The organism is Bradyrhizobium sp. LMTR 3 (genome assembly GCF_001693485.1).
Classification (GTDB): Bacteria; Pseudomonadota; Alphaproteobacteria; order Rhizobiales; family Xanthobacteraceae; genus Bradyrhizobium.
Map to the genome: position 1 here is coordinate 1 of NZ_MAXC01000026.1, position 18410 is coordinate 18410.

General features: G+C 63.0%; 21 protein-coding genes and 1 tRNA gene. 13 read left to right on the forward strand and 9 right to left on the reverse strand.

What is annotated here, in order from left to right; all coding sequences use genetic code 11:
* The 3 genes from LMTR3_RS20375 to LMTR3_RS20385 all read left to right on the forward strand — a co-directional run.
* Window positions 1-320 (forward strand): acyl-CoA dehydrogenase family protein (locus tag LMTR3_RS20375; RefSeq protein WP_283809309.1); only part of this gene is annotated, 320 nt, incomplete at its 5' end.
* Window positions 321-515: 195 nt separating this feature from the next.
* Window positions 516-1673, forward strand: a complete 1158-nt coding sequence (locus LMTR3_RS20380; RefSeq protein WP_065746835.1) for a DUF898 family protein — start codon at window positions 516-518, stop codon at window positions 1671-1673.
* Window positions 1674-1688: 15 nt separating this feature from the next.
* On the forward strand, window positions 1689-2798 hold the full coding sequence (locus tag LMTR3_RS20385; RefSeq protein ID WP_065746836.1) for a M48 family metallopeptidase: 1110 nt from the start codon (window positions 1689-1691) through the stop codon (window positions 2796-2798).
* A gap of 10 nt (window positions 2799-2808) precedes the next feature.
* On the opposite strand, the gene LMTR3_RS20390 is transcribed toward LMTR3_RS20385, so the two are convergent.
* The 3 genes from LMTR3_RS20390 to LMTR3_RS20400 form a co-directional block, all read right to left on the reverse strand.
* The gene (locus LMTR3_RS20390) at window positions 2809-3807 is read right to left on the reverse strand and encodes a LysR family transcriptional regulator (RefSeq protein ID WP_065746837.1); all 999 of its coding nucleotides are present in this window, start codon (window positions 3805-3807) and stop codon (window positions 2809-2811) included.
* Window positions 3808-3957: 150 nt separating this feature from the next.
* Window positions 3958-4770, reverse strand: a complete 813-nt coding sequence (locus LMTR3_RS20395; protein WP_065746838.1) for a DUF2927 domain-containing protein — start codon at window positions 4768-4770, stop codon at window positions 3958-3960.
* A 97-nt stretch (window positions 4771-4867) separates the two neighbouring features.
* On the reverse strand, window positions 4868-5464 hold the full coding sequence (locus tag LMTR3_RS20400) for a L,D-transpeptidase (RefSeq protein ID WP_065746839.1): 597 nt from the start codon (window positions 5462-5464) through the stop codon (window positions 4868-4870).
* 229 nt (window positions 5465-5693) lie between these two features.
* Here LMTR3_RS20400 and LMTR3_RS20405 point away from each other — a divergent pair, with 229 nt between their 5' ends.
* The 5 genes from LMTR3_RS20405 to LMTR3_RS38605 all read left to right on the forward strand — a co-directional run bounded on the left by LMTR3_RS20405 (window position 5694) and on the right by LMTR3_RS38605 (window position 9801).
* Complete coding sequence (locus LMTR3_RS20405; RefSeq protein ID WP_065746840.1) at window positions 5694-7241, forward strand: acetolactate synthase large subunit; 1548 nt, start codon at window positions 5694-5696, stop codon at window positions 7239-7241.
* A 35-nt stretch (window positions 7242-7276) separates the two neighbouring features.
* A complete protein-coding gene (locus LMTR3_RS20410) occupies window positions 7277-7792 on the forward strand; it encodes a hypothetical protein (RefSeq protein WP_065746841.1) in 516 nt (171 codons plus the stop codon).
* A gap of 22 nt (window positions 7793-7814) precedes the next feature.
* Complete coding sequence (locus LMTR3_RS20415; protein ID WP_065746842.1) at window positions 7815-9134, forward strand: M20/M25/M40 family metallo-hydrolase; 1320 nt, start codon at window positions 7815-7817, stop codon at window positions 9132-9134.
* Window positions 9135-9256: 122 nt separating this feature from the next.
* A complete protein-coding gene (locus tag LMTR3_RS20420) occupies window positions 9257-9436 on the forward strand; it encodes a hypothetical protein (RefSeq protein ID WP_141686714.1) in 180 nt (59 codons plus the stop codon).
* Window positions 9437-9660: 224 nt separating this feature from the next.
* Complete coding sequence (locus LMTR3_RS38605) at window positions 9661-9801, forward strand: hypothetical protein (RefSeq protein WP_176721950.1); 141 nt, start codon at window positions 9661-9663, stop codon at window positions 9799-9801.
* A gap of 72 nt (window positions 9802-9873) precedes the next feature.
* Here the strand turns inward: LMTR3_RS38605 and LMTR3_RS20425 are convergent, their stop codons facing one another.
* Window positions 9874-10227, reverse strand: coding sequence for a nuclear transport factor 2 family protein (locus LMTR3_RS20425; protein ID WP_065746844.1), 354 nt, complete (start codon window positions 10225-10227; stop codon window positions 9874-9876).
* A gap of 1094 nt (window positions 10228-11321) precedes the next feature.
* Window positions 11322-11450 (reverse strand): hypothetical protein, encoded by a 129-nt coding sequence (locus LMTR3_RS39850; RefSeq protein ID WP_283809310.1) that lies wholly within the window; start codon window positions 11448-11450, stop codon window positions 11322-11324.
* 180 nt (window positions 11451-11630) lie between these two features.
* Between LMTR3_RS39850 and LMTR3_RS20430 the strand changes: the two genes are divergently transcribed.
* Window positions 11631-11831, forward strand: a complete 201-nt coding sequence (locus LMTR3_RS20430) for a hypothetical protein (RefSeq protein WP_028351264.1) — start codon at window positions 11631-11633, stop codon at window positions 11829-11831.
* A 104-nt stretch (window positions 11832-11935) separates the two neighbouring features.
* The gene (locus tag LMTR3_RS38610) at window positions 11936-12085 is read left to right on the forward strand and encodes a hypothetical protein (protein WP_176721951.1); all 150 of its coding nucleotides are present in this window, start codon (window positions 11936-11938) and stop codon (window positions 12083-12085) included.
* 103 nt (window positions 12086-12188) lie between these two features.
* Here LMTR3_RS38610 and LMTR3_RS20435 read toward each other — a convergent pair.
* The 3 genes from LMTR3_RS20435 to LMTR3_RS20445 form a co-directional block, all read right to left on the reverse strand.
* A tRNA-Val gene (locus LMTR3_RS20435) sits at window positions 12189-12263 on the reverse strand.
* A 117-nt stretch (window positions 12264-12380) separates the two neighbouring features.
* A complete protein-coding gene (locus tag LMTR3_RS20440) occupies window positions 12381-13661 on the reverse strand; it encodes a coiled-coil domain-containing protein (RefSeq protein ID WP_065746845.1) in 1281 nt (426 codons plus the stop codon).
* Between the two features lie 130 nt (window positions 13662-13791).
* The gene (locus tag LMTR3_RS20445) at window positions 13792-14427 is read right to left on the reverse strand and encodes a DUF1134 domain-containing protein (protein ID WP_065746846.1); all 636 of its coding nucleotides are present in this window, start codon (window positions 14425-14427) and stop codon (window positions 13792-13794) included.
* Window positions 14428-14579: 152 nt separating this feature from the next.
* Between LMTR3_RS20445 and LMTR3_RS20450 the strand changes: the two genes are divergently transcribed.
* On the forward strand, window positions 14580-15044 hold the full coding sequence (locus LMTR3_RS20450; RefSeq protein WP_065746847.1) for a YHS domain-containing (seleno)protein: 465 nt from the start codon (window positions 14580-14582) through the stop codon (window positions 15042-15044).
* 123 nt (window positions 15045-15167) lie between these two features.
* Here LMTR3_RS20450 and LMTR3_RS20455 read toward each other — a convergent pair whose 3' ends face one another.
* On the reverse strand, window positions 15168-15989 hold the full coding sequence (locus LMTR3_RS20455; protein WP_065746848.1) for a 3'(2'),5'-bisphosphate nucleotidase CysQ family protein: 822 nt from the start codon (window positions 15987-15989) through the stop codon (window positions 15168-15170).
* Window positions 15990-16138: 149 nt separating this feature from the next.
* Between LMTR3_RS20455 and chpT the strand changes: the two genes are divergently transcribed.
* Together chpT and LMTR3_RS20465 are read left to right on the forward strand one after the other, a co-directional pair.
* Complete coding sequence (gene chpT, locus LMTR3_RS20460) at window positions 16139-16786, forward strand: histidine phosphotransferase ChpT (protein ID WP_065746849.1); 648 nt, start codon at window positions 16139-16141, stop codon at window positions 16784-16786.
* A gap of 192 nt (window positions 16787-16978) precedes the next feature.
* Window positions 16979-18410, forward strand: a 1432-nt coding sequence (locus LMTR3_RS20465) for a chemotaxis protein CheA (RefSeq protein WP_141686716.1), incomplete at its 3' end; no start/stop codon positions are given.

Below are 18410 nucleotides of genomic sequence, written 5' to 3' on the forward strand. Positions count from 1 at the left end.
CGTTTCAACTCGTGCAGGGCAAGATCGCCGACATGTACACCACGATGAATGCCTCGCGCGCCTATGTCTATGCGGTGGCAAAGGCTTGCGACCGCGGCGAGACCACGCGCGAGGACGCCGCCGGCGCGATCCTCTACGCCGCCGAGAAGGCGACGCAATGCGCGCTCGATGCCATCCAACTGCTCGGCGGCAACGGCTATATCAACGACTACCCGACCGGACGGCTGTTGCGCGACGCAAAACTCTACGAGATCGGCGCCGGCACCAGCGAAATCCGCCGCATGCTGATCGGGCGGGAGCTGTTCGAAAAGACGGCGTAGCCTTTGGTCCTTCTCCCCGCTCTTGCGGGGAGAAGGTTGGGATGAGGGGGCTCTCAACGCAGGTGATCCCAATGTGGCGCGACGGCTCCGCCCAGCCTCAAATCCGCAAGCTTCAATGCATGTGTGGGGCCTGGGTCACACAACGGCCGGCAAATCTGTGGTTTGATCCGCTATCGTTCGCGCTGGAGTTGAACCATGAATCAGATGAGCTGGCCGCCGCAGGTGCCGCCACCGCAGCCTTTGCCTGTGCCGCCGCCGATGCCGGTGGCGTTTTCGGGCAGCCGTGGCGAATTCTTTGATCTGGTCAAGCGCGGCGCCGGGTTGGAATTCGTCACCCTCGGCTTCTACCGGTTTTGGCTGCTCACCGACATCCGCCGCCATCTCTGGGCCAACACCCATGTCGATGGCGACGCCGCCGAATATACCGGCCGTGGTAAGGAATTGCTGATCGGATTTTTAGTCGCGCTCGCGATCCTGGTACCGGTCTATCTCGGCTATTTTCTGATCGGCCTCGAGGCCGAGCATATCCAGGCGTTTGCCAGTATTCCGCTGGTCGCGTTCTTCTACGTGTTCGGGCAGTTCGCGATTTACCGCGCGCGCCGTTACCGGCTGACGCGCACGGTGTGGCGCGGCCTGCGGTTCTGGATGACCGGATCGGGCTGGGCCTACGCGGCGCGGGCGACACTGTGGGGACTGTTGTCGGCACTCACTCTTGGGCTGGCGCTGCCGTGGCGCTCGGCCGCGCTCGAACGCTACAAGATGCGCCACACCTTCTACGGCGACCTGCAGGGCAGTTTTGAGGGGCGCGGCTGGGAGTTTTTCAAGCGCGGCTGGTGGCTGTGGCTGCTGGCGCCCGTCGCCATGATGGTGTATCCGCTCGCGCCGTTTATCTACGGGGCCTTCAAGGCGATCGAATGGCGCTGGTGGCTGTCGGGCATCCGGTTCGGTGGCGTGCGTGTCGAATCGTCCTTGCCCAAGAGCGCATTGATCGGCCTGTACTGGAAAGTCATCGGCTGGATCGTGGTGCTCGGATTGGTGTTCTCGGCCTACCTTGCGCTGTCGGCGGTATTGGTCGCCAGCATGAGCGGGGATTCATTCAGCGAATTTTTCAAGTCGCAGGAATTTGCGAAGAGCATCCCGCTTCTGGTGCTCGCCGGTATCGGCTATCTTGCCTTCGCGCTGGCGATGAATATCGTGATCCGGGTCTATCTGTTGCGTGATCTCTGGGTCAGGGTGCTCGGATCGATCAATGTCAGCGGTATCGAGACCGCCGCCAACGTTTCGGCGCGCGGCGGAATGGCCAGCGCGCTGGGCGAAGGATTTGCCGACGGCCTCGATGTCGGCGGCTTTTGATGCTTCAGAGTCCTGATGGTCATGGATAGCGATACACCAACGCCTGCAAAATCGACCGCGCTCGGTTCGGTGACCTATTTTGACGGAACGTCGAGCCGGCGGCGCATGGTGACGCTCCGCTTTGCCGACCGGCTCGAAATCGACGAGGGCGAACAAACGCTGGCGGCGTGGACCTACGCCGACGTCCGCCGCGCCGACAGTCCGGCCGGTGTGCTGCGTTTGAGCTGCCTGACCGCGCCCGCGCTGGCGCGATTGGAGATTCGCGACAAGGAGCTTGCCAACGAGCTGGTCTCGCGCTGCACCAACATCGATGACCACATGATCGGCCGCCGTGGCGTTGCCGCCATCGTCGGCTGGTCGCTCGCGGCCGCGGCTTCCATCGTCGCCGTGGTGCTGTTCGGACTTCCGCTCGCGGCCGATCGCCTCACGCCGCTGGTGCCCGAAGCGTTCGAACGGCGGTTCGGCGATGTCGCAGACAGCCAAGTCAAGACGATGTTCGATGCCAAGGTGTGCGACAATGCCGCCGGGCAAAAGGCCTTCACCAAACTCATGACCGCGCTTCGGGAATCCGCGGGTCTCGACACCTCGGTGCAGTCGGGCGTGCTGTCGAGTTCGGTGCCGAATGCATTCGCGCTGCCGGGCGGCAAGGTCTATCTGTTCAACGGATTATTGGCGAAGGCTGAGAACGCCGATGAGATCGCGGGCGTGCTGGCCCATGAACTCGGCCATCTCAAGCATCGCGACAGCATGCGCGCAATGATCCACAACGGCGGCACCTCGTTCCTGATCGGATTGTTGTTCGGCGATATCACGGGCTCCAGCGCGCTGATCTTCGGCTCGCGCACGCTGGTGACGTCGTCGCATTCGCGCGAAGCCGAGACCGATGCCGACAGTTTTGCGATCGACGTCATGCACCGGCTCGGCCGACCGGCGAAGCCGACCGGGGAATTGCTGCTTCGGGTCACTGGAAAGGAAGGCAAGGGCCTCTCCATCATCTCCACCCATCCTTTGAGCGAGGACCGGCTGGCACGGATGAGCCGGCAAGACCCGCCGGCCAGCGGGCCGCCGCTGTTGACGTCAGAGGAATGGAAGGCACTGAAATCGATCTGCAGCGCCAAGATCTGATCGGGCTGGCTTACCTGCGCGCGCTCTTCCGTGATCTCGCCGCTTCGATCGGCGCAGGCGCCGCGCCGGCCGGCTTCAAGTCCCACACCGCCTGCATGGCTGAGAAGGCTTGTGCAATCATCGGCTCGTGGCGTCGCGGCGTCAGGCAGGCGAAACCGAGGTCGCAGGTCAGTGCCACCTTGTCGACTATCACGAAATTCCGTTTGCTCGTGATGCGGGCGAGCACGCTGTCGCGGGCGAGGCCGAGGCCATTGCCGCCTTCGACGTGATCGATCATGGCTTCTTCCTGATAGGCGAAGGCGACGCGCTTCGGCGATGAGCCGATCGGCCGGAACACGTCGTCGAGCAGCCTCCGCTGCGCCGAGTCATGCGGCGTTCCGATCCAGGGCAGGTCGGCGAGATCGACCCAGTCCTTGCTCACCACCTTGCCGCTCCATGCGCGTGGGGCGATCACGCGGTAGTCGAAGCGCGTTAGCGCCATGAGCTGGAACTTGCCATCGTCGATGGTGCGTTCGGACAGCATCCCTGACGTAAGGAACTCGGCGGGCGTGGCATCGATATAGTATCCGACGTCGAGCTCGCCTCTGCCGATCTGCGCCAGTACGTCCTCGGTCATGCCGTAGCGGAGGAAGACTTCGGTCTTTTTCGAGGAGGTGGCGAGGCTTCGCACGAACGGACCGAGCCGGATCGACTCGGGATCAAGGATCGTGCCGACGCGCAACGTGCCCCGCAGCGATTCGCGCAGGGAATCCGCCGCTGTCCTGAAATCTGCCGACGCCGAGACCGTCCGATGCGCCAGCGGCAGCAGGGCGGCACCCGCTTCTGTCAGGGTAAAGCCGCCCGGCGTCCGGTTGAAAAGCTGCAAGCCCGTGCTCTCCTCCAGGCCCTTCAATTGCAGGCTGACGGCAGGCTGGGTCAGGTGCAGCAAGGTGGCCGCGCGCGAAACCGTGCCTTCGCGGGCCACGGTGATGAAGCAGCGCAAGGCCTGGATCCGCGGCAGGTCGCTCATTTGAAGGACTTATAGGAAGCACCCATGACCCCATTAGACAGGATTTGCTCTTGGAAGTCACAACCTTTCATCGATAAAACTTGGCGTTGTCATTGGAAAAAAGTGGATAGCCCCGATTTGGGGGCCGAGACGGATTCGCCCCGCCGCCCCTCACTGCGGCAGGTTGTTAACCTTTCGCACCCAGGTGCGCACGTCGGCCAGCACATCCGGCAGCAGCGCCTTGACCTCCTGAACGGTCATGCCGGGCTTGATCCGGGGATCGTAGAGAAGGTTGAGGAGGTATTGGTCGTAGATGTCGAAATAGCCCCTCGACACATTGTCGTTGAACATGGTCCAGGGCACGGTCGAGGTATCGTTGATCGGCCCGAGCGACTGCAGCAATTCCTCATAGGCGCAGTCGAAGAAGACGAAGTCGCCATTGTCGACGGTGAGGATCACGTCGGAATGCTCGATTTCGAATTTCTCGTTCTTGCGAAAGCCGGACAGGCATTGCGGGTCGAGCGAAGAGCGAATCTGGCGCGCCCGCTCGCTGCCGTAGAAGGTCGCAATCGTGCGCTGGAGATCGCGGTCGCGCACCAGCTTGACCCGCACGTTGGCGTCTTCGCTGGTTTCGGCCATCGCGATGTCGAGGTGCTGAACCCGCGCGGCGATGTCGGCGACGATCTTCGCGAGCTGCGCCTTGCGGTCGGCGCGCGTGCCGTCGGCGAACACCCGCACCGGCCCGTCATATTTGCGGATGCGGTCGACACGGCCGGCGAGATGATATTCGGCGCCGAAGGCGATCTTCAGAAAGCCTTCGACGATCTCGCTGTCGGTGAAGATCTTTTTCTCGGTGCGCTGACGCTGCGCGATGGCGGGAATATCGGCGAAGGCCGTGTACGGCGTGAAGGTTTCGCCGAGTGCCGCGGCGCAAAGAGCAGCCGCTAGCGTCCGTACATACAGGAATCGGCGGGGCGTGCGCATTCAAACAACGCTGCAGCAATTGGCGCGCGCGTGCAAGGCTTGAAAGGCTCGATCAAGCGCTTGCGCGCATGACGCCCAATTCCGGGATGGCTATGGCCTAGTTCCTCACGATAACCGGTGTGCCGATGCGGACGCGGCTATAGAGATCGGTCACGTCCTCATTGGTCATGCGGAAGCAGCCGGACGATACCGCCTGTCCGATCGTCTCGGGCTCGTTGGAGCCGTGGATGCGGTAGAGCGTCGAGCCCAGATACATCGCCCGCGCGCCGAGCGGGTTGTCGATGCCGCCGGGCATGTGGCGCGGCAGGTCCGGCCGCCGCCGCAGCATCTGGGCCGGCGGGGTCCAGCTCGGCCATTCCTTCTTGGCGCTGACGCGGTGGGTTCCGCTCCAGCGGAAGCCGTCCCGGCCTACGCCAATGCCGTAGCGGATCGCCTGGCCGTTGCCGAGCACGAGATAGAGCCGGCGCTCGGCGGTGCTGATGAGAATCGTGCCGGGAGCGTAATTGCCGGCAAAGTAAACGGTCGTGCGCGGGATCGGACTCGCTCCGCTGGGCATGCCGGGTCGAAAGAAACCGGGGCCGCCGCCCATGATGTCGCGCGAGTCTTCAAAGATAAAGAGACCTTGGGCCTGCGCGTGGCCGGCGCCCGCCAGCATCGCGATCGCCGCAAACAGCAAAGCAAAAGCCCGGGTCATTGTTCTCCCTCGCGAAAAAATCTGAATGTGCAGGTCGAGACAGGCCATAATTGCGGCGATCGTGCAAGCAACGAGCCCGTGACCACGGCCATTTTCAAACACCGCGGTTAAAAAAGGCAACATGCCCTACGCGATGGCTGCATTGTCCCGCTAAACCTTTGACGAAACGTGCGAACAATGTTTGATCGTCAGCGGTTCTTAAGAACAAAGCGCGAAGGGGAATGAGACCATGAACGGTGCGGAAAGTCTGGTGCGGACATTGGTCGCGGGCGGGGTGGACGTCTGCTTCACCAATCCCGGCACCTCGGAGATGCATTTCGTCGCCGCACTGGACCGGGTCGAGGGGATGCGCTGCGTGCTCGGTCTGTTCGAGGGCGTGGTGACGGGAGCTGCCGACGGCTATTACCGCATGAAGGGCACGCCGGCCTCGACGCTGTTGCATCTCGGGCCTGGCCTCGCCAACGGTCTTGCCAACCTGCACAACGCCAAGAAGGCCAATTCCGGCATCGTCAACATCGTCGGCCAGCACGCGACCTACCATATCGGCTACAACGCCCCGCTGACATCAGACATCGAAGGGCTGGCGCGGCCGATGTCGTCCTGGGTGCGGACCTCGCCGGATGCCAAATCCGTTGCCGCCGATGGCGCGGCCGCGATCGCCGCCGCCAGGAGTTCGCCGCCGCAGATTGCAACCCTGATCCTGCCGGCCGACACGGCCTGGAACGAGGCCGACGGCATCGCGCAAGCGCCGGCGGAAAGCCAGCGCGCCAATTATTCCGCGCAGGCCGTCGACAACGCCGCCAAGGTTCTGCGCAACGGCGGCGCGTCGACGCTGCTCTTGATGACCGGCAGCGCGCTGACCGAGCACGGGCTGGCGCTGGCTGCCCAGATCGCGGGCAAGACCGGCTGCAAGGTGATGGGCCAGACCTACAATCCGCGCATGGCGCGCGGCCGGGGCCGGTTCGCGATCGACCGCATCCCTTACGTGATCGAACAGGCGCTGCCGATCCTGAAGGATTTCAAGAATATCGTGCTGGTCGAGGCCAACGACCCCGTCGCATTCTTCGCTTATCCGAACAAGCCGAGCATGCTGAAGCCGCAAGGGTGCGAAGTGCACCGCATGACCACGGGCGCCGAAAATTCCGTTGCCGCGCTGGAAGCGCTGGCTGGCGCGCTGCACGCGCAGCCGCAGGACCGGCAACCGCAAAAGATGGTCGAAATCGCAAAACCGACCGGCGCGCTGACGCACGCCTCGATCGCGCAGGCGATTGCGATGGCGATCCCGGAAAACGCCATCGTGGTCGATGAATCCATCACCACCGGGCGTGGCTTCTTTCCGCCGACGGCCGCCGCCGCCCCGCACGACTGGCTGCAGAACATGGGCGGCTCGATCGGCTTCTCGACTCCGGTCGCGACGGGGGCCGCGGTGGCATGCCCGGACCGCAAGGTGATCTGCATGGTCGGCGATGGCAGCGCGATGTACACGCTGCAATCGCTGTGGACGCAGGCGCGCGAAGGCCTCAACGTCGTCACGATCGTATTCGCCAACAAGATCTACCAGATTCTTCGCGGCGAATTCGACGGCGTCGGCGCCGGCGAGCCGGGGCAGCGCGCACAGGACATGCTCAAGATCGACCGTCCCGACCTCGACTTCGTGGCGCTTGCCAAGGGCATGGGCGTGCCGGGCCGCGCGGTCGCCAATGCCGACGACTTCAACAAGGCGCTGGCGGAAGCCGTGGCCGAGCCGGGACCGCGGCTGATCGAAGTGCAGATGTAAGGCGACTGTCACCGCTCGCCTTGCTGGGAGGCGTTATGCAGACCGAGCTGAACAAGGTTGTGGCCGCACTGCACGAGTTCTATGCGTGCGAAACCTTTCTGCTCGAGAAGGAGGCCGGCGAGCGCGCGCTGACGCATCGGCTGGCCGTTCAGTTCGAAAGGCAGTTTCCGGGTTGGGACATCGATTGCGAATATGACCGGCTCGGCGATCGCACGCTGCGGCTGCCGCGCGGAACGACCGTCTCCAGCGACGATCACCTCGCAAAGTCGATCTATCCCGACATCGTGGTGCACCAGCGCGCCATTCCCAACAATCTGCTCGCGATCGAGGTGCGCAAATCAGCCAATCATCAGCCGCTCGAACATGACCAGCACAAGCTGCGCGCGCTGACCGATCCGCATTTGTGGTTCGCTTACTGGATCGGCGTCCTGCTGACGCTGGGCAAGACCCACGTCACGATGTCGGAGGTCTATACCAGCGGCGTTCTCGACCAGGCCATGTCCGGCTGGTTCGCGCAGCGGCTGAAGGATGCAGGCTTGAGCGCAGGCTGAAGCCCGCGAAGGGAGATTTTTGATGACGCTTAGTCGATCGATCATGGCCATCGCATTTGTCGCCGTCGCACAGCACGCCCTGGTGCGAGAGGCCGCCGCGCAAGCTTCCGCGCCCGATCTGGAAGCCATTCTGGCCCATCCCAAAATCGTCAAGACGCTCGACGACATCAAGGCTGACGACGAGCGGACCTTTGCCGAGCAGAAGCGCATCACCGAAATCCCTGCGCCGCCGTTCAAGGAAAAAGTCCGTGCCGAATATTTTCAGAAGCGGATGCAGGAGCTCGGCTTCAAGAATGCGTCGATCGATGCCGAAGGCAATGTGATCGCGCTACGCAAGGGCAGTGGCGGCGGCCGGCCCAAGCTCGTGGTTTCCGCGCATCTCGACACGGTGTTTCCCGAAGGCACCGACGTCACGGTGAAGGAAAAAGACGGCGCGATCGTAGCGCCAGGCATCGGCGACGATTCACGCGGCCTTGCGGCCTTGCTGTCGCTGATCAAGGTGATGAACGAAAACGGGATCGCGACCGTCGGCGATATCCTGTTCGTCGGCACCGTCGGCGAGGAAGAGCTCGGCAATCTCCGCGGCGTGAAGGCGCTGTTCCGCGATCACAGCGATATCGACGGCTTCATCTCGATCGACGGGCTTGGCATCACCCGCGTCGTCAACCAGGCGACCGGCAGCCATCGCTACGAGTTCACCTTCAGGGGCCCAGGCGGGCACTCGTTCCAGGAATTCGGACTGCCGAGCGCGACGCACGCGTTGGGCCGGGCGATCGCGAAAATTTCCGAGCTGCAGCCGCCGTCCGATCCGAAGACCACGTTTACCGTCGGCACCGTGATCGGCGGCACCTCGGTCAACGCCATCGCCGCGGAAGCGCGGATGGCCGTCGACATGCGCTCGAATTCGACCGAGGAACTACTCAAGCTAGAGGCGCGGCTGCTCGAACTCGTGAAGGAAGCGGTGGCGGATGAGAACGCGCGCTGGAAGTCCGACAAGATGACGGTCGAGGCGAAACTGATCGGCGAGCGGCCGGCGGGCATTGTCGCGATGGATTCGCCGATCGTGCAGGCGACCCAGCGCGCAGTCTCTGCCGTTACCAAGGGGCCGCGGCCGACCTTTGCCGGCTCCTCCACCGATTCCAACATCGCGATGTCGCTCGGCATCCCGGCTGTCACCATTGGCGGCGGCGGCGAGGGCGGCAACTGGCACTCGCGCAACGAATGGTACAAGCCAACCAACGCCTGGTACGGCCCGCAGAACGCCCTGCTAACCGTCCTGATCCTGACCGGGCTCGACGGTGTGACCAAACCGGCGCTTGCGGTGCGAAACACCGCGAAATAGGAGCTGAACTGTCCCCAGCGCCGTTAACCATGCCCCCGATTGGACAAATTGTCGGCCAATTGCGGCCAAAGCGCTATCCGAACATCGTTCCCCAGTAGTTCTACGTGCGTAGGGGATGTGGCATGGCGTACAGGATCGTGGCGGAACGCAAGGACGAGACCGTCAGGATGGACCGAAGCAGCATGCTGGTGGCCGTCGCCAAAGCGCGGGTCTGGGCCAGTGAGGGATGGAAGGTCACCATCATCGTCGGCGACGAAAACGAGATCGCACCGGCCGACGCGCGCCGGCTTTCCTTCGTCTGATCGAAGAATCTAGAGCCCGGTTCTGATTGAATCAGAACCGGGCTCTAGATTCTTGTTTTTGACGTGTTCTCTTGACGCGAACCGGTGTCCACCCCGGATCAAGTCCGGGGCAGGCTTTCGCTGGAAAACGCTCTAGCGCCTTCTCTCCGACGGCCTCCAGATAGAGCGGAACCGGGAACCCGGGTCGACGTTACACTTGCGGGCAGGCTTTTTGGAGCAATGCCATGCAGTGGCGGTCTGCATCCACAGGCGCCGACGAAATGCGCGGCACCAGCGACGACGACATCTCCTATGCAACCGGATGGACCATCAGTGGCCTAGCGACACTCGGCACCATCGTGGCGATCTGGGTGTTTGGGATCTGATGTAGCTCCATCTCTGCGCGACCCGCGTGCCGCCGGTCACGAGCAGTCTTGCCGTGCACTGGACGTTCGTCGTTATGCGGCGGATCTCACAGGCTCGCACGCCGTGAGCCGGATCTTGCCGGATCGCGTGAAGCTGAAATGCGTTCTCATGATCCTTCCGTCGTAACCACGATAATCCAGTGAAATGCCGTCCTCCTCCGGCATCAATGCGTCGATGGCGAACGCGTCGTTTCCCGCCCTGGCGAGCCGTGGCCGCCAATATCGTTCCATCTCTGATCGACCGTTGAAGCTGCCGCTCTCGCGGCATTCCACGGTGGCCGTATCGTCATACAGGTCCAGTAATGCGTCGAGGCGCCGCTGCTTACAGGCATCGATCCAATCGACGACAACACCTACAGCATCGAAACGGTTATTCGTGTTTGCCATGTTCGGTCCTCCTGCGGATTACTAACGGCAAAGCGAATGAACACGTTCTGAACCAAGCGTTCAGGCGCGGTTAGCTGGGGTTCCACATATGGAACTGCCGGGCGCTCCAAACGCATTTTCGCCAAACTATTATTGGCTTCTGATTGCGGGGCAGGACCGTTTAAATCGGAGTCCTGCATGCTCAAACAAATCCTCGTCGCGTCTGTCCTTGTTGTAATCGGATCTATCGCCTCGGAAGCCCGTCCTTCCCGCACCGCTCAAATACCCGAATGCAATGTGACCATGCCCTGCGACTTCTCGTTTTCGCAGCCCCGTCGTGAGCGGATTAATTCTTACACACATCAAGCGACCGCGCCGAGTTACGGTCGCGAATTGGCGGACGTGCGTGTCGATCGCGGTCAAACGGTCGGCGGTCGTCCGGCCGGTTGTCCGCGCTCGTTCTGCGGCTGCGGCGCGTCTATACGCGTCTTCGGCCGGATCGTGCCTGGTTTAAATCTCGCATCCAACTGGCTGCGCTTTCCACGGACATCGCCAGCACCCGGAATGGTCGCTGCGCGGCGTGGGCACGTTTTCGTTCTAGAGCGACATGTCGAAGGCGATACGTGGATAGCATACGATGCGAACTCGGGCGGCCGCGCAACGAGAATTCATGCGCGTTCATTACGCGGATACACGGTTGTTAACCCGCATGCCGCTTGACCATTAGTTCAGCCGCCAATGTAAATTCGACGCGCGGTTGTGCCAGAATTGGCGCAGCCGCGTTGGGCTGAAAAGAAAAGGCCGCCGTTGCGCGACCTCTTCCTGAAGCGGGATATAAGTAAATTTAATTCAGATGATAATCTCGATCGGGGAGCATTTAATTCACTAGGGTTGGCAGTTGGCCGAATTTGATATCGACGCGATCGCTAAATGCGGCTGCACTTGATCCCGCGGTGCCATCGCGCGATAGGAACGAAAATCTGAGGCCCGCATTGGACCGTGTGTCGCATATCCCCGATGCGACATTGACTGAAAGGACCTCAGCGCCGCCGCTGGGGCCCTTTCGGCTGATGGCTTGCAGCAAAAAGGCTCGGCTGCGAACGCGGGACGCGTCTTTAAAACGCCCGGCGCCGCGGCGGCGGACCGGCTTGCGGGTGGCGCGCACGGGTGAGTTCGGAAACAGCGATCAGCGCGGCGCCCGCGATGATGGTGATGGCCGCCATCACAAGAAGGGTTGTAAGCATGGTTCGCTCCCGGAAAGTGCCGCTACCACGACGCCCCGAGAATCGTGTTCCGGCAAGACGGGCAAACTACGGGCCGCGACTTATTGAGGACAAGAAGCAGCCTGCCCAATGAGTCTGGTGCCGGACAGACGGCGATCCGGCACGGGATTTCAATGGCCCTCGTGAACGAGGAACACGGGCATGCCAACACGACGGCGCATCAAGCATGAGAAGACCTTCGAAGAGCGGCTGGCGGAAGAGGCCAAGCGCTTCAGAGAGGCGGCAAGGGAGGCACAGCCCGGCATGGCACGGGAACTGCTCCTGCGGCGGGCGCGACAGATGGAAGCCGCATCTCGGCTAAACGAATGGCTCCGCTCGCCCGGCATGAGGGCGCCGGAGTAAAGCCGCCTCGGCTTCGCCTTTCTCTCTTCCTGTGGCGGCCGCAACGGACTTCTCGAGGGGAACAGGACGTTCTCGACACGGTTGCCGCGTCAGAGGAGGTGCCCATGACCGAAAAGCCCACGCATGAACAGCTTGAGGAATTGAAGAGGCTCAGCCGAGAGGCCCGCGTCCCCGACGTGTCCGAAATCGTGACCTCAAAGGAAGAGGCCGAAATCCGCATCCGCGACCTGAAGGAAAAAGCCCGCATCGAATAGGTAGGCCGATTTCGATGCGCCTACACGCGTCGCGCTGGTGACGCGGCTATCTGCCGAATGGGGGATACCAAAAGACAAAAGCCCCGGCATGCGGGGCTTTGAATGGTGGACGCACAAGGGATCGAACCTTGGACCTCTCCCGTGTGAAGGGAACGCTCTCCCGCTGAGCTATGCGTCCGGGAAGTGTGGGCGAACAGTGAGCCCCGTCAGAGCCCGCGATTTACGAAGGACGGGCCTATAGTGTCAAGCGATCAGTCGGGCCGTGACCTCGCGTTTTCGCGCGGGGACGGGGGAATTACGCCCCCTGCTGGCGGGCCCGCGAAGCGTGCGACTGTAGCGCGCGGATGCGCTCGGCCAGCGTCCCGCCGCCTTCCGACATGGCGGGGGCGGCACCGGCGACGTCGTTGGCGGGGGCCGGCACTTTCGGCACGGCCGGTTCCGCCGCCAGCATGGCCTCGATCGCCGAATTCGGTCCCTCGAGCTGCATCGCGAGTTTTGCAACTTCGGCCGCGATGTCGTTGATGCGCTCGCGGAGCAGTGCGTTTTCCATCCGCTCCGTCGCCCAGGAGCTTTCGGCCTGCTGCTGGATCGCGTTGATGTCGCGCTGCAGTTTCGCGCGCTCGTCGCGGGCGATGCGAAGCTGTTCTTCCACCGCCGCCTTCTCAGCTCGCAATTTTTCCATGGTCGGCGACTTGCCGCCGCTCATGCCCGCGATCTCCTCGCGCAGTTCGCGCGCGGCGCGTTCGGCGTTCTCGTTCGCCTGCCGGAGCTGATTGTTCTCGTATTCGCGCTCAGCCAGGATCTTGCCTTGTGTCGCCAGCCGCGCTTCGAGGTCGTTGACGCGGTTGCCGAGCATCTCGGCTTCCTTGACCTGCACGATCAATTGCCGGTCGAGATCGGTGACGCGCTGGCTCAAGTTTTCGACACGGCTGCGCGCGTCCGTCAATTCGCGCGTCGCATGCTCGGATTCGACGCGCTCCTGCGCGAGGCGGGTCTGGGTTGCCGAAAATTCCTTCTCGGCGTCGCCGACGCGGCCCTTCAGTTCCTCGATCTGGGTGCGCACCGCCACCAGCTCGACCTGGCGGCTGTCCGCCATCATCGAACGATCATTCAATTCGTGATTGATCGTGGCGAGTTCGCCCTGCTTGTCGGTCAGCGCCTGCTCGGCGTTGCGCAACAGTTCGGTCTTGGCCGCGAATTCTTCTTCGGTGGCGCGTAGCTGCTCTTTCATCGCCTTCTCGCGCGCTTCGAGCGCAAAGATCGTGGCGTTCTTTTCGCCGAGCTCGATCTTCATGCGATTGATCGCATCGCTCTTCTTGCCGAGTTCGGCGAGTTGGCTGGTGGTCTTGTTCTTGAGCTGCTCGACGCTCATTTCGAGCCGCCGCGCCGACATGGCGAATTCCGCGCGCAACTGATCCTTGTCGGCCTGGATTTCGGCCATCGACAGCGGCGTCGCCGCCTCCAGCCGCCGGGTCGTCAGCCGCACCGCGCGGTTATGTACCAGCGGCACGATCATCAGGCCGAACAACATCGAGACCAGAAAACCGATCGCCAGATACATGATCGGCTCGATCATGGATGGTTACTCCACACAGACAAGGAATCGTTAATCACAATGCCACGCCAGCCCGACCCTGCGCCAGCCCGATGCCGCGTTAACCTGAATCCATCCGGGGAGACTTTGGCGTCTGTGCTTGAAGCTGGGCTTAGAATGGGTTCCAGGTCGCCCGCGGCGTATATTTGAGATATCCGACATTGGCGCCGAGCCTTAAGCCGATGCCGGAACGGATCGGCACAAGCACGATGTTGTTGGCGGTCAGCGCGGTCATGCCGAAGCCACCGACGATATAGGCGGAGCCGTCGATGCCGACGAAGCGCTGATAGATCGCGTTGGTGGCGGGCAGGTTGTAGACCAGCGTCATGGTGCGCGCGCCGTCGCCGCCCCAGTCGAAGCCGACCGACGGCCCCTGCCAGTAGACACGCAAGTCGCCGGCATTCTTGGTGTAGAGCGTGCCTTCGCCGTACCGCAGGCCCGCCACAAAGGCGCCGCTGCCTTCTTCACCCAGCACGTAACCGTTGGGCAGGCCCCATTGGCTGACCGCGCGCTCGATGACCGACGCCAGGCCCCGCGAGACGTTGCCGAAGAATTTGTGCCCGGCCGAGACCAGTTCTTCGGGCCCGAAGGTGTCGGGACTCGGCTGGCGCTGCGGTGGCGGGTAAGGCCCGGGCCCCGGCTGCTGTGCAGAGTACGCCGGTGGCGGCGGCTGCTGCGCAGAAGCTGGCACGGTCCAGCACATCAGCGCGGCAAACGTCACCGCGGCAAGGCGTGAAGCAAACGTCATGAAAAGACCCCTGGCATCGAAATCTGGCCGCCGCCTTAACCTGACGCCAACAAGCATGGCTCTAGGTTGCGCCCAGTGTCCCCTCGACTCGCATGTTATCGGCACCAACTATGACGGCACAACGGCAGGAAAGATACGGTTCGCGCCCCCAAATGGCCGCTTTTGCCTTATTGGCAAGTTTTTTTTGCGTAGCCAGCCTTGATTTCGTCGCGCGCGCCGCGACCACCGAGCGCGTGGTGGTGAACCGCTATTCCGGCCTCGCCATCGGAGGCTTCGATCCCGTCGCCTATTTTACGGAATCCATGGCCGTCGAGGGTTTACCCGATTTCGAGGCTCGCGAAGCCGGCGCCGTCTGGCGTTTCCGCAACGAAGGTAATCGCGCTTCCTTTGTCGCGCATCCGGATATCTACGGGCCTCAGTTCGGCGGCTATGATCCGGTCGATCTGGGGCGAGGAGTAACCTATGCAGGCAACCCGCGCTTTTGGGTGGTTGCGGGCCAGCGGCTCTACTTGTTCGGCCGCGAGGATAACCGCGATGCGTTCGCCGCCGAGCCGGCGCGTTTCCTCGAGGAAGCCACCGCACGTTGGCCGGCGCTCGAGCAAGGGCTGGCGCAGTAGATTACAGACGCCGTAGCTGCCGTAGCCCGGGCGAGCGCAGCGACCCCGGGAACAGTGTCGGCCAAATGGAACAGAGATTGTTCTTGTAAACCACCGGCCCCGGGGTCGCTTCGCTCGCCCGGGCTACGATTCCATTGCCTTCGGATCGCCCCAGGCGATGAATTCCGGAACGATGAAGCCCGTCCGTCCCGTGCCAAATTGCAGGGCGCCGCCGCTTGAATCCGTGATCCTGCCGCCGGCGGCCGCGACGACGGCATGGCCTGCGGCCACGTCCCATTCCGAGACCGGCGACAGCCGGGGATAGATATCGACGGAGCCTTCGGCCACCCGGCCCAATTTGACCGCCGAACCAAGCTCGCACCGTACTGCCCCCGGTCTTGCGGCAATAAAGGCTTCGGTCCTGGCGTCGCCATGCGAGCGGCTGACCGCCACAGTCCATGGCTGGCCGCGCGGCGGGCAAGAGCGGGTATGTATAGGCTCGACGAGCGGCTTGCCGTTGCCGAGCGTCAGCCGCTCCGCGCCGCGTCCGACAATGCCGCGCCAGATCAACCCGAGCGCTGGTGCGCTGATAATGCCAAGCAGCGGCGTCCCCTGGGTCACCAGCGCCAGGTTGACGGTGAATTCGTTGCGGCCGGCGACGAATTCCTTGGTGCCGTCGAGCGGGTCGATCAGGAAGAAGCTCTCCATATAGGGCAGCGCGGACGTTTGGACGCGCTCCTCCGAGAGCGCAGGTATTTCGGGAACTACCCGGGCAAGGCCCTCGGCGATGATTCGGTCGGCCGCCAGATCGGCCTCCGTTACCGGCGAGCCGTCGGTCTTGCCGTCGACCTTCATGGCGGAACGGTTGACGGCAAGGATGGCGACGCCGGCCCGGATCACGATCTCGGTCAGTGGTTCGATCAGCACTGCTGCGGCCTCGCGATCGAGTGGACGTGCCTCATTCATGAGCTCGGCCCATTTGCTGTTCGTCCTGCCTTACCATTGCCGCCCCCTGCTGGCAGCACGGGGCTGCGCAGTGTATCAAACCGATAAGCACGCGTGATTCGTAACGGTCCGCCAGCAATTTGCGACCGGCGGCTTTCCAGGAACCCATGATGTCTGGCACTTCATCTCCCGGTCCGGCTCCCGATACCCTCGAACTTGCGGCGCTGTTGTGTTCGCGAGTCTGTCACGATCTCATCAGCCCGGTTGGCGCGATCGTCAATGGGCTTGAGGTGCTTGACGACAACCCGAAGCCCGAAGACCGCGATTTCGCGCTCGATCTGATCCGCAAGAGCGCCAAGACCGCCTCCGCACGGTTGCAGTTCTGCCGCCTGGCGTTTGGCGCTGCGGGATCGGCGGGCGCGCAGATCGATCTCGGCGATGCACAGACCATGGCACGCGGCCACATCGAGGACGGCAAGATCACCATCACCTGGAATCTGCCGCGGCTGTTGCTGCCGAAGAACCGCGTCAAGCTGCTGTTGAACATGCTGATCATCGCGCAGCAGACGATCCCGCGCGGCGGCACGCTGACGATCGATCCGATCGGCGACGGTGAAACGATGGGCTTTCGCGTCACGTCTTCGGGCCTCAATGCGCGCGTGCCGCAGAACATCGCCAATCTCGTGAGCGCGAGTTCGACGGCGACCGTCGACGCGCATGCGGTGCAGCCTTACTATACGCGGCTGTTGGCGCAGGCCTGCGGGCTGAGCGTGACGCTTGCACCCGACGGGGAAAAGGTAATCGTTACTGCCTCCTGAGTGCGCCATCGCGCCGACATGGTTAACCAACGGTTGAAAACAGGCGGCAGAATTCATTTCTGCCGTCTTATCTCTTTGTTGATCCCGTTCTTTTCCATTTGCTCAACCAATATTAAACGCTTTGCATAGAAGCTGGCCCTGTTCCGTAAGGCGCGTCGATGTCGCGTGCCGGTGCGTACGAAGGCCAGTTTCATGGATGATTTGTTGCGGGAGTTCCTGACCGAAACCAGCGAGAGCCTGGATACGGTCGACAATCAGTTGGTGCGGTTCGAGCAGGATCCGAGCGACGCGAAGATCCTGGATAACATCTTCCGCCTGGTCCACACCATCAAGGGCACCTGCGGCTTCTTAGGGCTACCGCGACTGGAAGCACTGGCCCATGCCGGCGAGACCTTGATGGGTAAATTCCGCGACGGCATGCCGGTCAAGGCCGAAGCCGTGACGCTGATCCTGTCGAGCATCGACCGCATCAAGGAAATCCTCGCGGGCCTGGAGGCCACCGAGACCGAGCCCGAAGGCACCGACGAAGACCTGATCGAGAAGCTGCATGCGATGGCCGAAGGCGGTCACCATGCGGCGGAAGCGCCGGTTGCGTCCGCGCCCGTTGCCGTGGTCGAAGCACCGCCGGTCGCGCCCGCGATGACCAAGGGCACGCTGGTCGAGCAGGTGCTGGAACGCCCGCTGCGTCCCGGCGAAGTCTCGCTCGACGACCTCGAGCGCGCCTTCCGCGAGACCGAGACCGAAGCCGCGCCGGCACCCGTCGCCAAGGCTGCGCCGGCGCCTGAGGTTAAGGAAGCTGCCAAGGAAACGGCCAAGGAAACGGCGAAAGCAAAACCGGCCAAGCGCGCCGCCGCCGTGGAGGCTGACGGCGAGGTCGCCGACAAGATCGCCAACCAGTCGATCCGCGTCAACGTCGATACCCTCGAACATCTGATGACCATGGTCTCCGAACTGGTGCTGACCCGCAACCAGCTCCTGGAAATCTCCCGCCGCAACGAGGACACCGAGTTCAAGGTGCCGCTGCAGCGGCTCTCCAACGTCACCGCCGAGCTGCAGGAAGGCGTCATGAAGACGCGGATGCAGCCGATCGGCAATGCCTGGCAGAAGCTGCCGCGCATCGTGCGCGACCTCTCCGGCGAACTCGGCAAGCAGATCGAGCTCGAGATGCACGGCGCCGACACCGAGCTCGACCGCCAGGTGCTCGATTTGATCAAGGATCCCTTGACCCACATGGTGCGCAACTCCGCCGACCACGGCCTGGAGACGCCGGCCGAGCGGGTCGCGGCCGGCAAGGGCGAGCAGGGCACCATCAGGCTCTCCGCCTATCACGAAGGCGGTCACATCATCATCTGCATCGCCGATAACGGCCGCGGGCTGAACACCGAGCGGATCAAGGCGAAAGCGCTGCAGAACGGCCTCGTCACCGAGGCCGAACTGGAGAAGATGACCGAAGCCCAGATCCACAAGTTCATCTTCGCGCCGGGCTTCTCCACCGCGGCCACCGTCACCTCGGTCTCCGGCCGCGGCGTCGGCATGGACGTGGTGCGCACCAATATCGACCAGATCGGCGGCACCATCGACATCAAGAGCGTGGCCGGCGAAGGTTCTTCCGTCACCATCAAGA

Excerpts from the sequence above, each read along its gene's own strand:
- LMTR3_RS20415 (WP_065746842.1), top strand. The coding sequence starts at position 7,815 with ATGACGCTTAGTCGATCGATCATGGCCATCGCATTTGTCGCCGTCGCA.
- LMTR3_RS20380 (WP_065746835.1), top strand. The coding sequence starts at position 516 with ATGAATCAGATGAGCTGGCCGCCGCAGGTGCCGCCACCGCAGCCTTTG.
- LMTR3_RS20455 (WP_065746848.1), bottom strand. The coding sequence starts at position 15,989 with ATGAATGAGGCACGTCCACTCGATCGCGAGGCCGCAGCAGTGCTGATC.
- LMTR3_RS39850 (WP_283809310.1), bottom strand. The coding sequence starts at position 11,450 with ATGCTTACAACCCTTCTTGTGATGGCGGCCATCACCATCATCGCGGGC.
- chpT (WP_065746849.1), top strand. The coding sequence starts at position 16,139 with ATGTCTGGCACTTCATCTCCCGGTCCGGCTCCCGATACCCTCGAACTT.
- LMTR3_RS38610 (WP_176721951.1), top strand. The coding sequence starts at position 11,936 with ATGACCGAAAAGCCCACGCATGAACAGCTTGAGGAATTGAAGAGGCTC.
- LMTR3_RS20425 (WP_065746844.1), bottom strand. The coding sequence starts at position 10,227 with ATGGCAAACACGAATAACCGTTTCGATGCTGTAGGTGTTGTCGTCGAT.
- LMTR3_RS20405 (WP_065746840.1), top strand. The coding sequence starts at position 5,694 with ATGAACGGTGCGGAAAGTCTGGTGCGGACATTGGTCGCGGGCGGGGTG.
- LMTR3_RS20400 (WP_065746839.1), bottom strand. The coding sequence starts at position 5,464 with ATGACCCGGGCTTTTGCTTTGCTGTTTGCGGCGATCGCGATGCTGGCG.
- LMTR3_RS20390 (WP_065746837.1), bottom strand. The coding sequence starts at position 3,807 with ATGAGCGACCTGCCGCGGATCCAGGCCTTGCGCTGCTTCATCACCGTG.
- LMTR3_RS20420 (WP_141686714.1), top strand. The coding sequence starts at position 9,257 with ATGGCGTACAGGATCGTGGCGGAACGCAAGGACGAGACCGTCAGGATG.
- LMTR3_RS20445 (WP_065746846.1), bottom strand. The coding sequence starts at position 14,427 with ATGACGTTTGCTTCACGCCTTGCCGCGGTGACGTTTGCCGCGCTGATG.
- LMTR3_RS20450 (WP_065746847.1), top strand. The coding sequence starts at position 14,580 with ATGGCCGCTTTTGCCTTATTGGCAAGTTTTTTTTGCGTAGCCAGCCTT.
- LMTR3_RS20440 (WP_065746845.1), bottom strand. The coding sequence starts at position 13,661 with ATGATCGAGCCGATCATGTATCTGGCGATCGGTTTTCTGGTCTCGATG.
- LMTR3_RS20395 (WP_065746838.1), bottom strand. The coding sequence starts at position 4,770 with ATGCGCACGCCCCGCCGATTCCTGTATGTACGGACGCTAGCGGCTGCT.
- LMTR3_RS20410 (WP_065746841.1), top strand. The coding sequence starts at position 7,277 with ATGCAGACCGAGCTGAACAAGGTTGTGGCCGCACTGCACGAGTTCTAT.
- LMTR3_RS38605 (WP_176721950.1), top strand. The coding sequence starts at position 9,661 with ATGCAGTGGCGGTCTGCATCCACAGGCGCCGACGAAATGCGCGGCACC.
- LMTR3_RS20430 (WP_028351264.1), top strand. The coding sequence starts at position 11,631 with ATGCCAACACGACGGCGCATCAAGCATGAGAAGACCTTCGAAGAGCGG.
- LMTR3_RS20385 (WP_065746836.1), top strand. The coding sequence starts at position 1,689 with ATGGTCATGGATAGCGATACACCAACGCCTGCAAAATCGACCGCGCTC.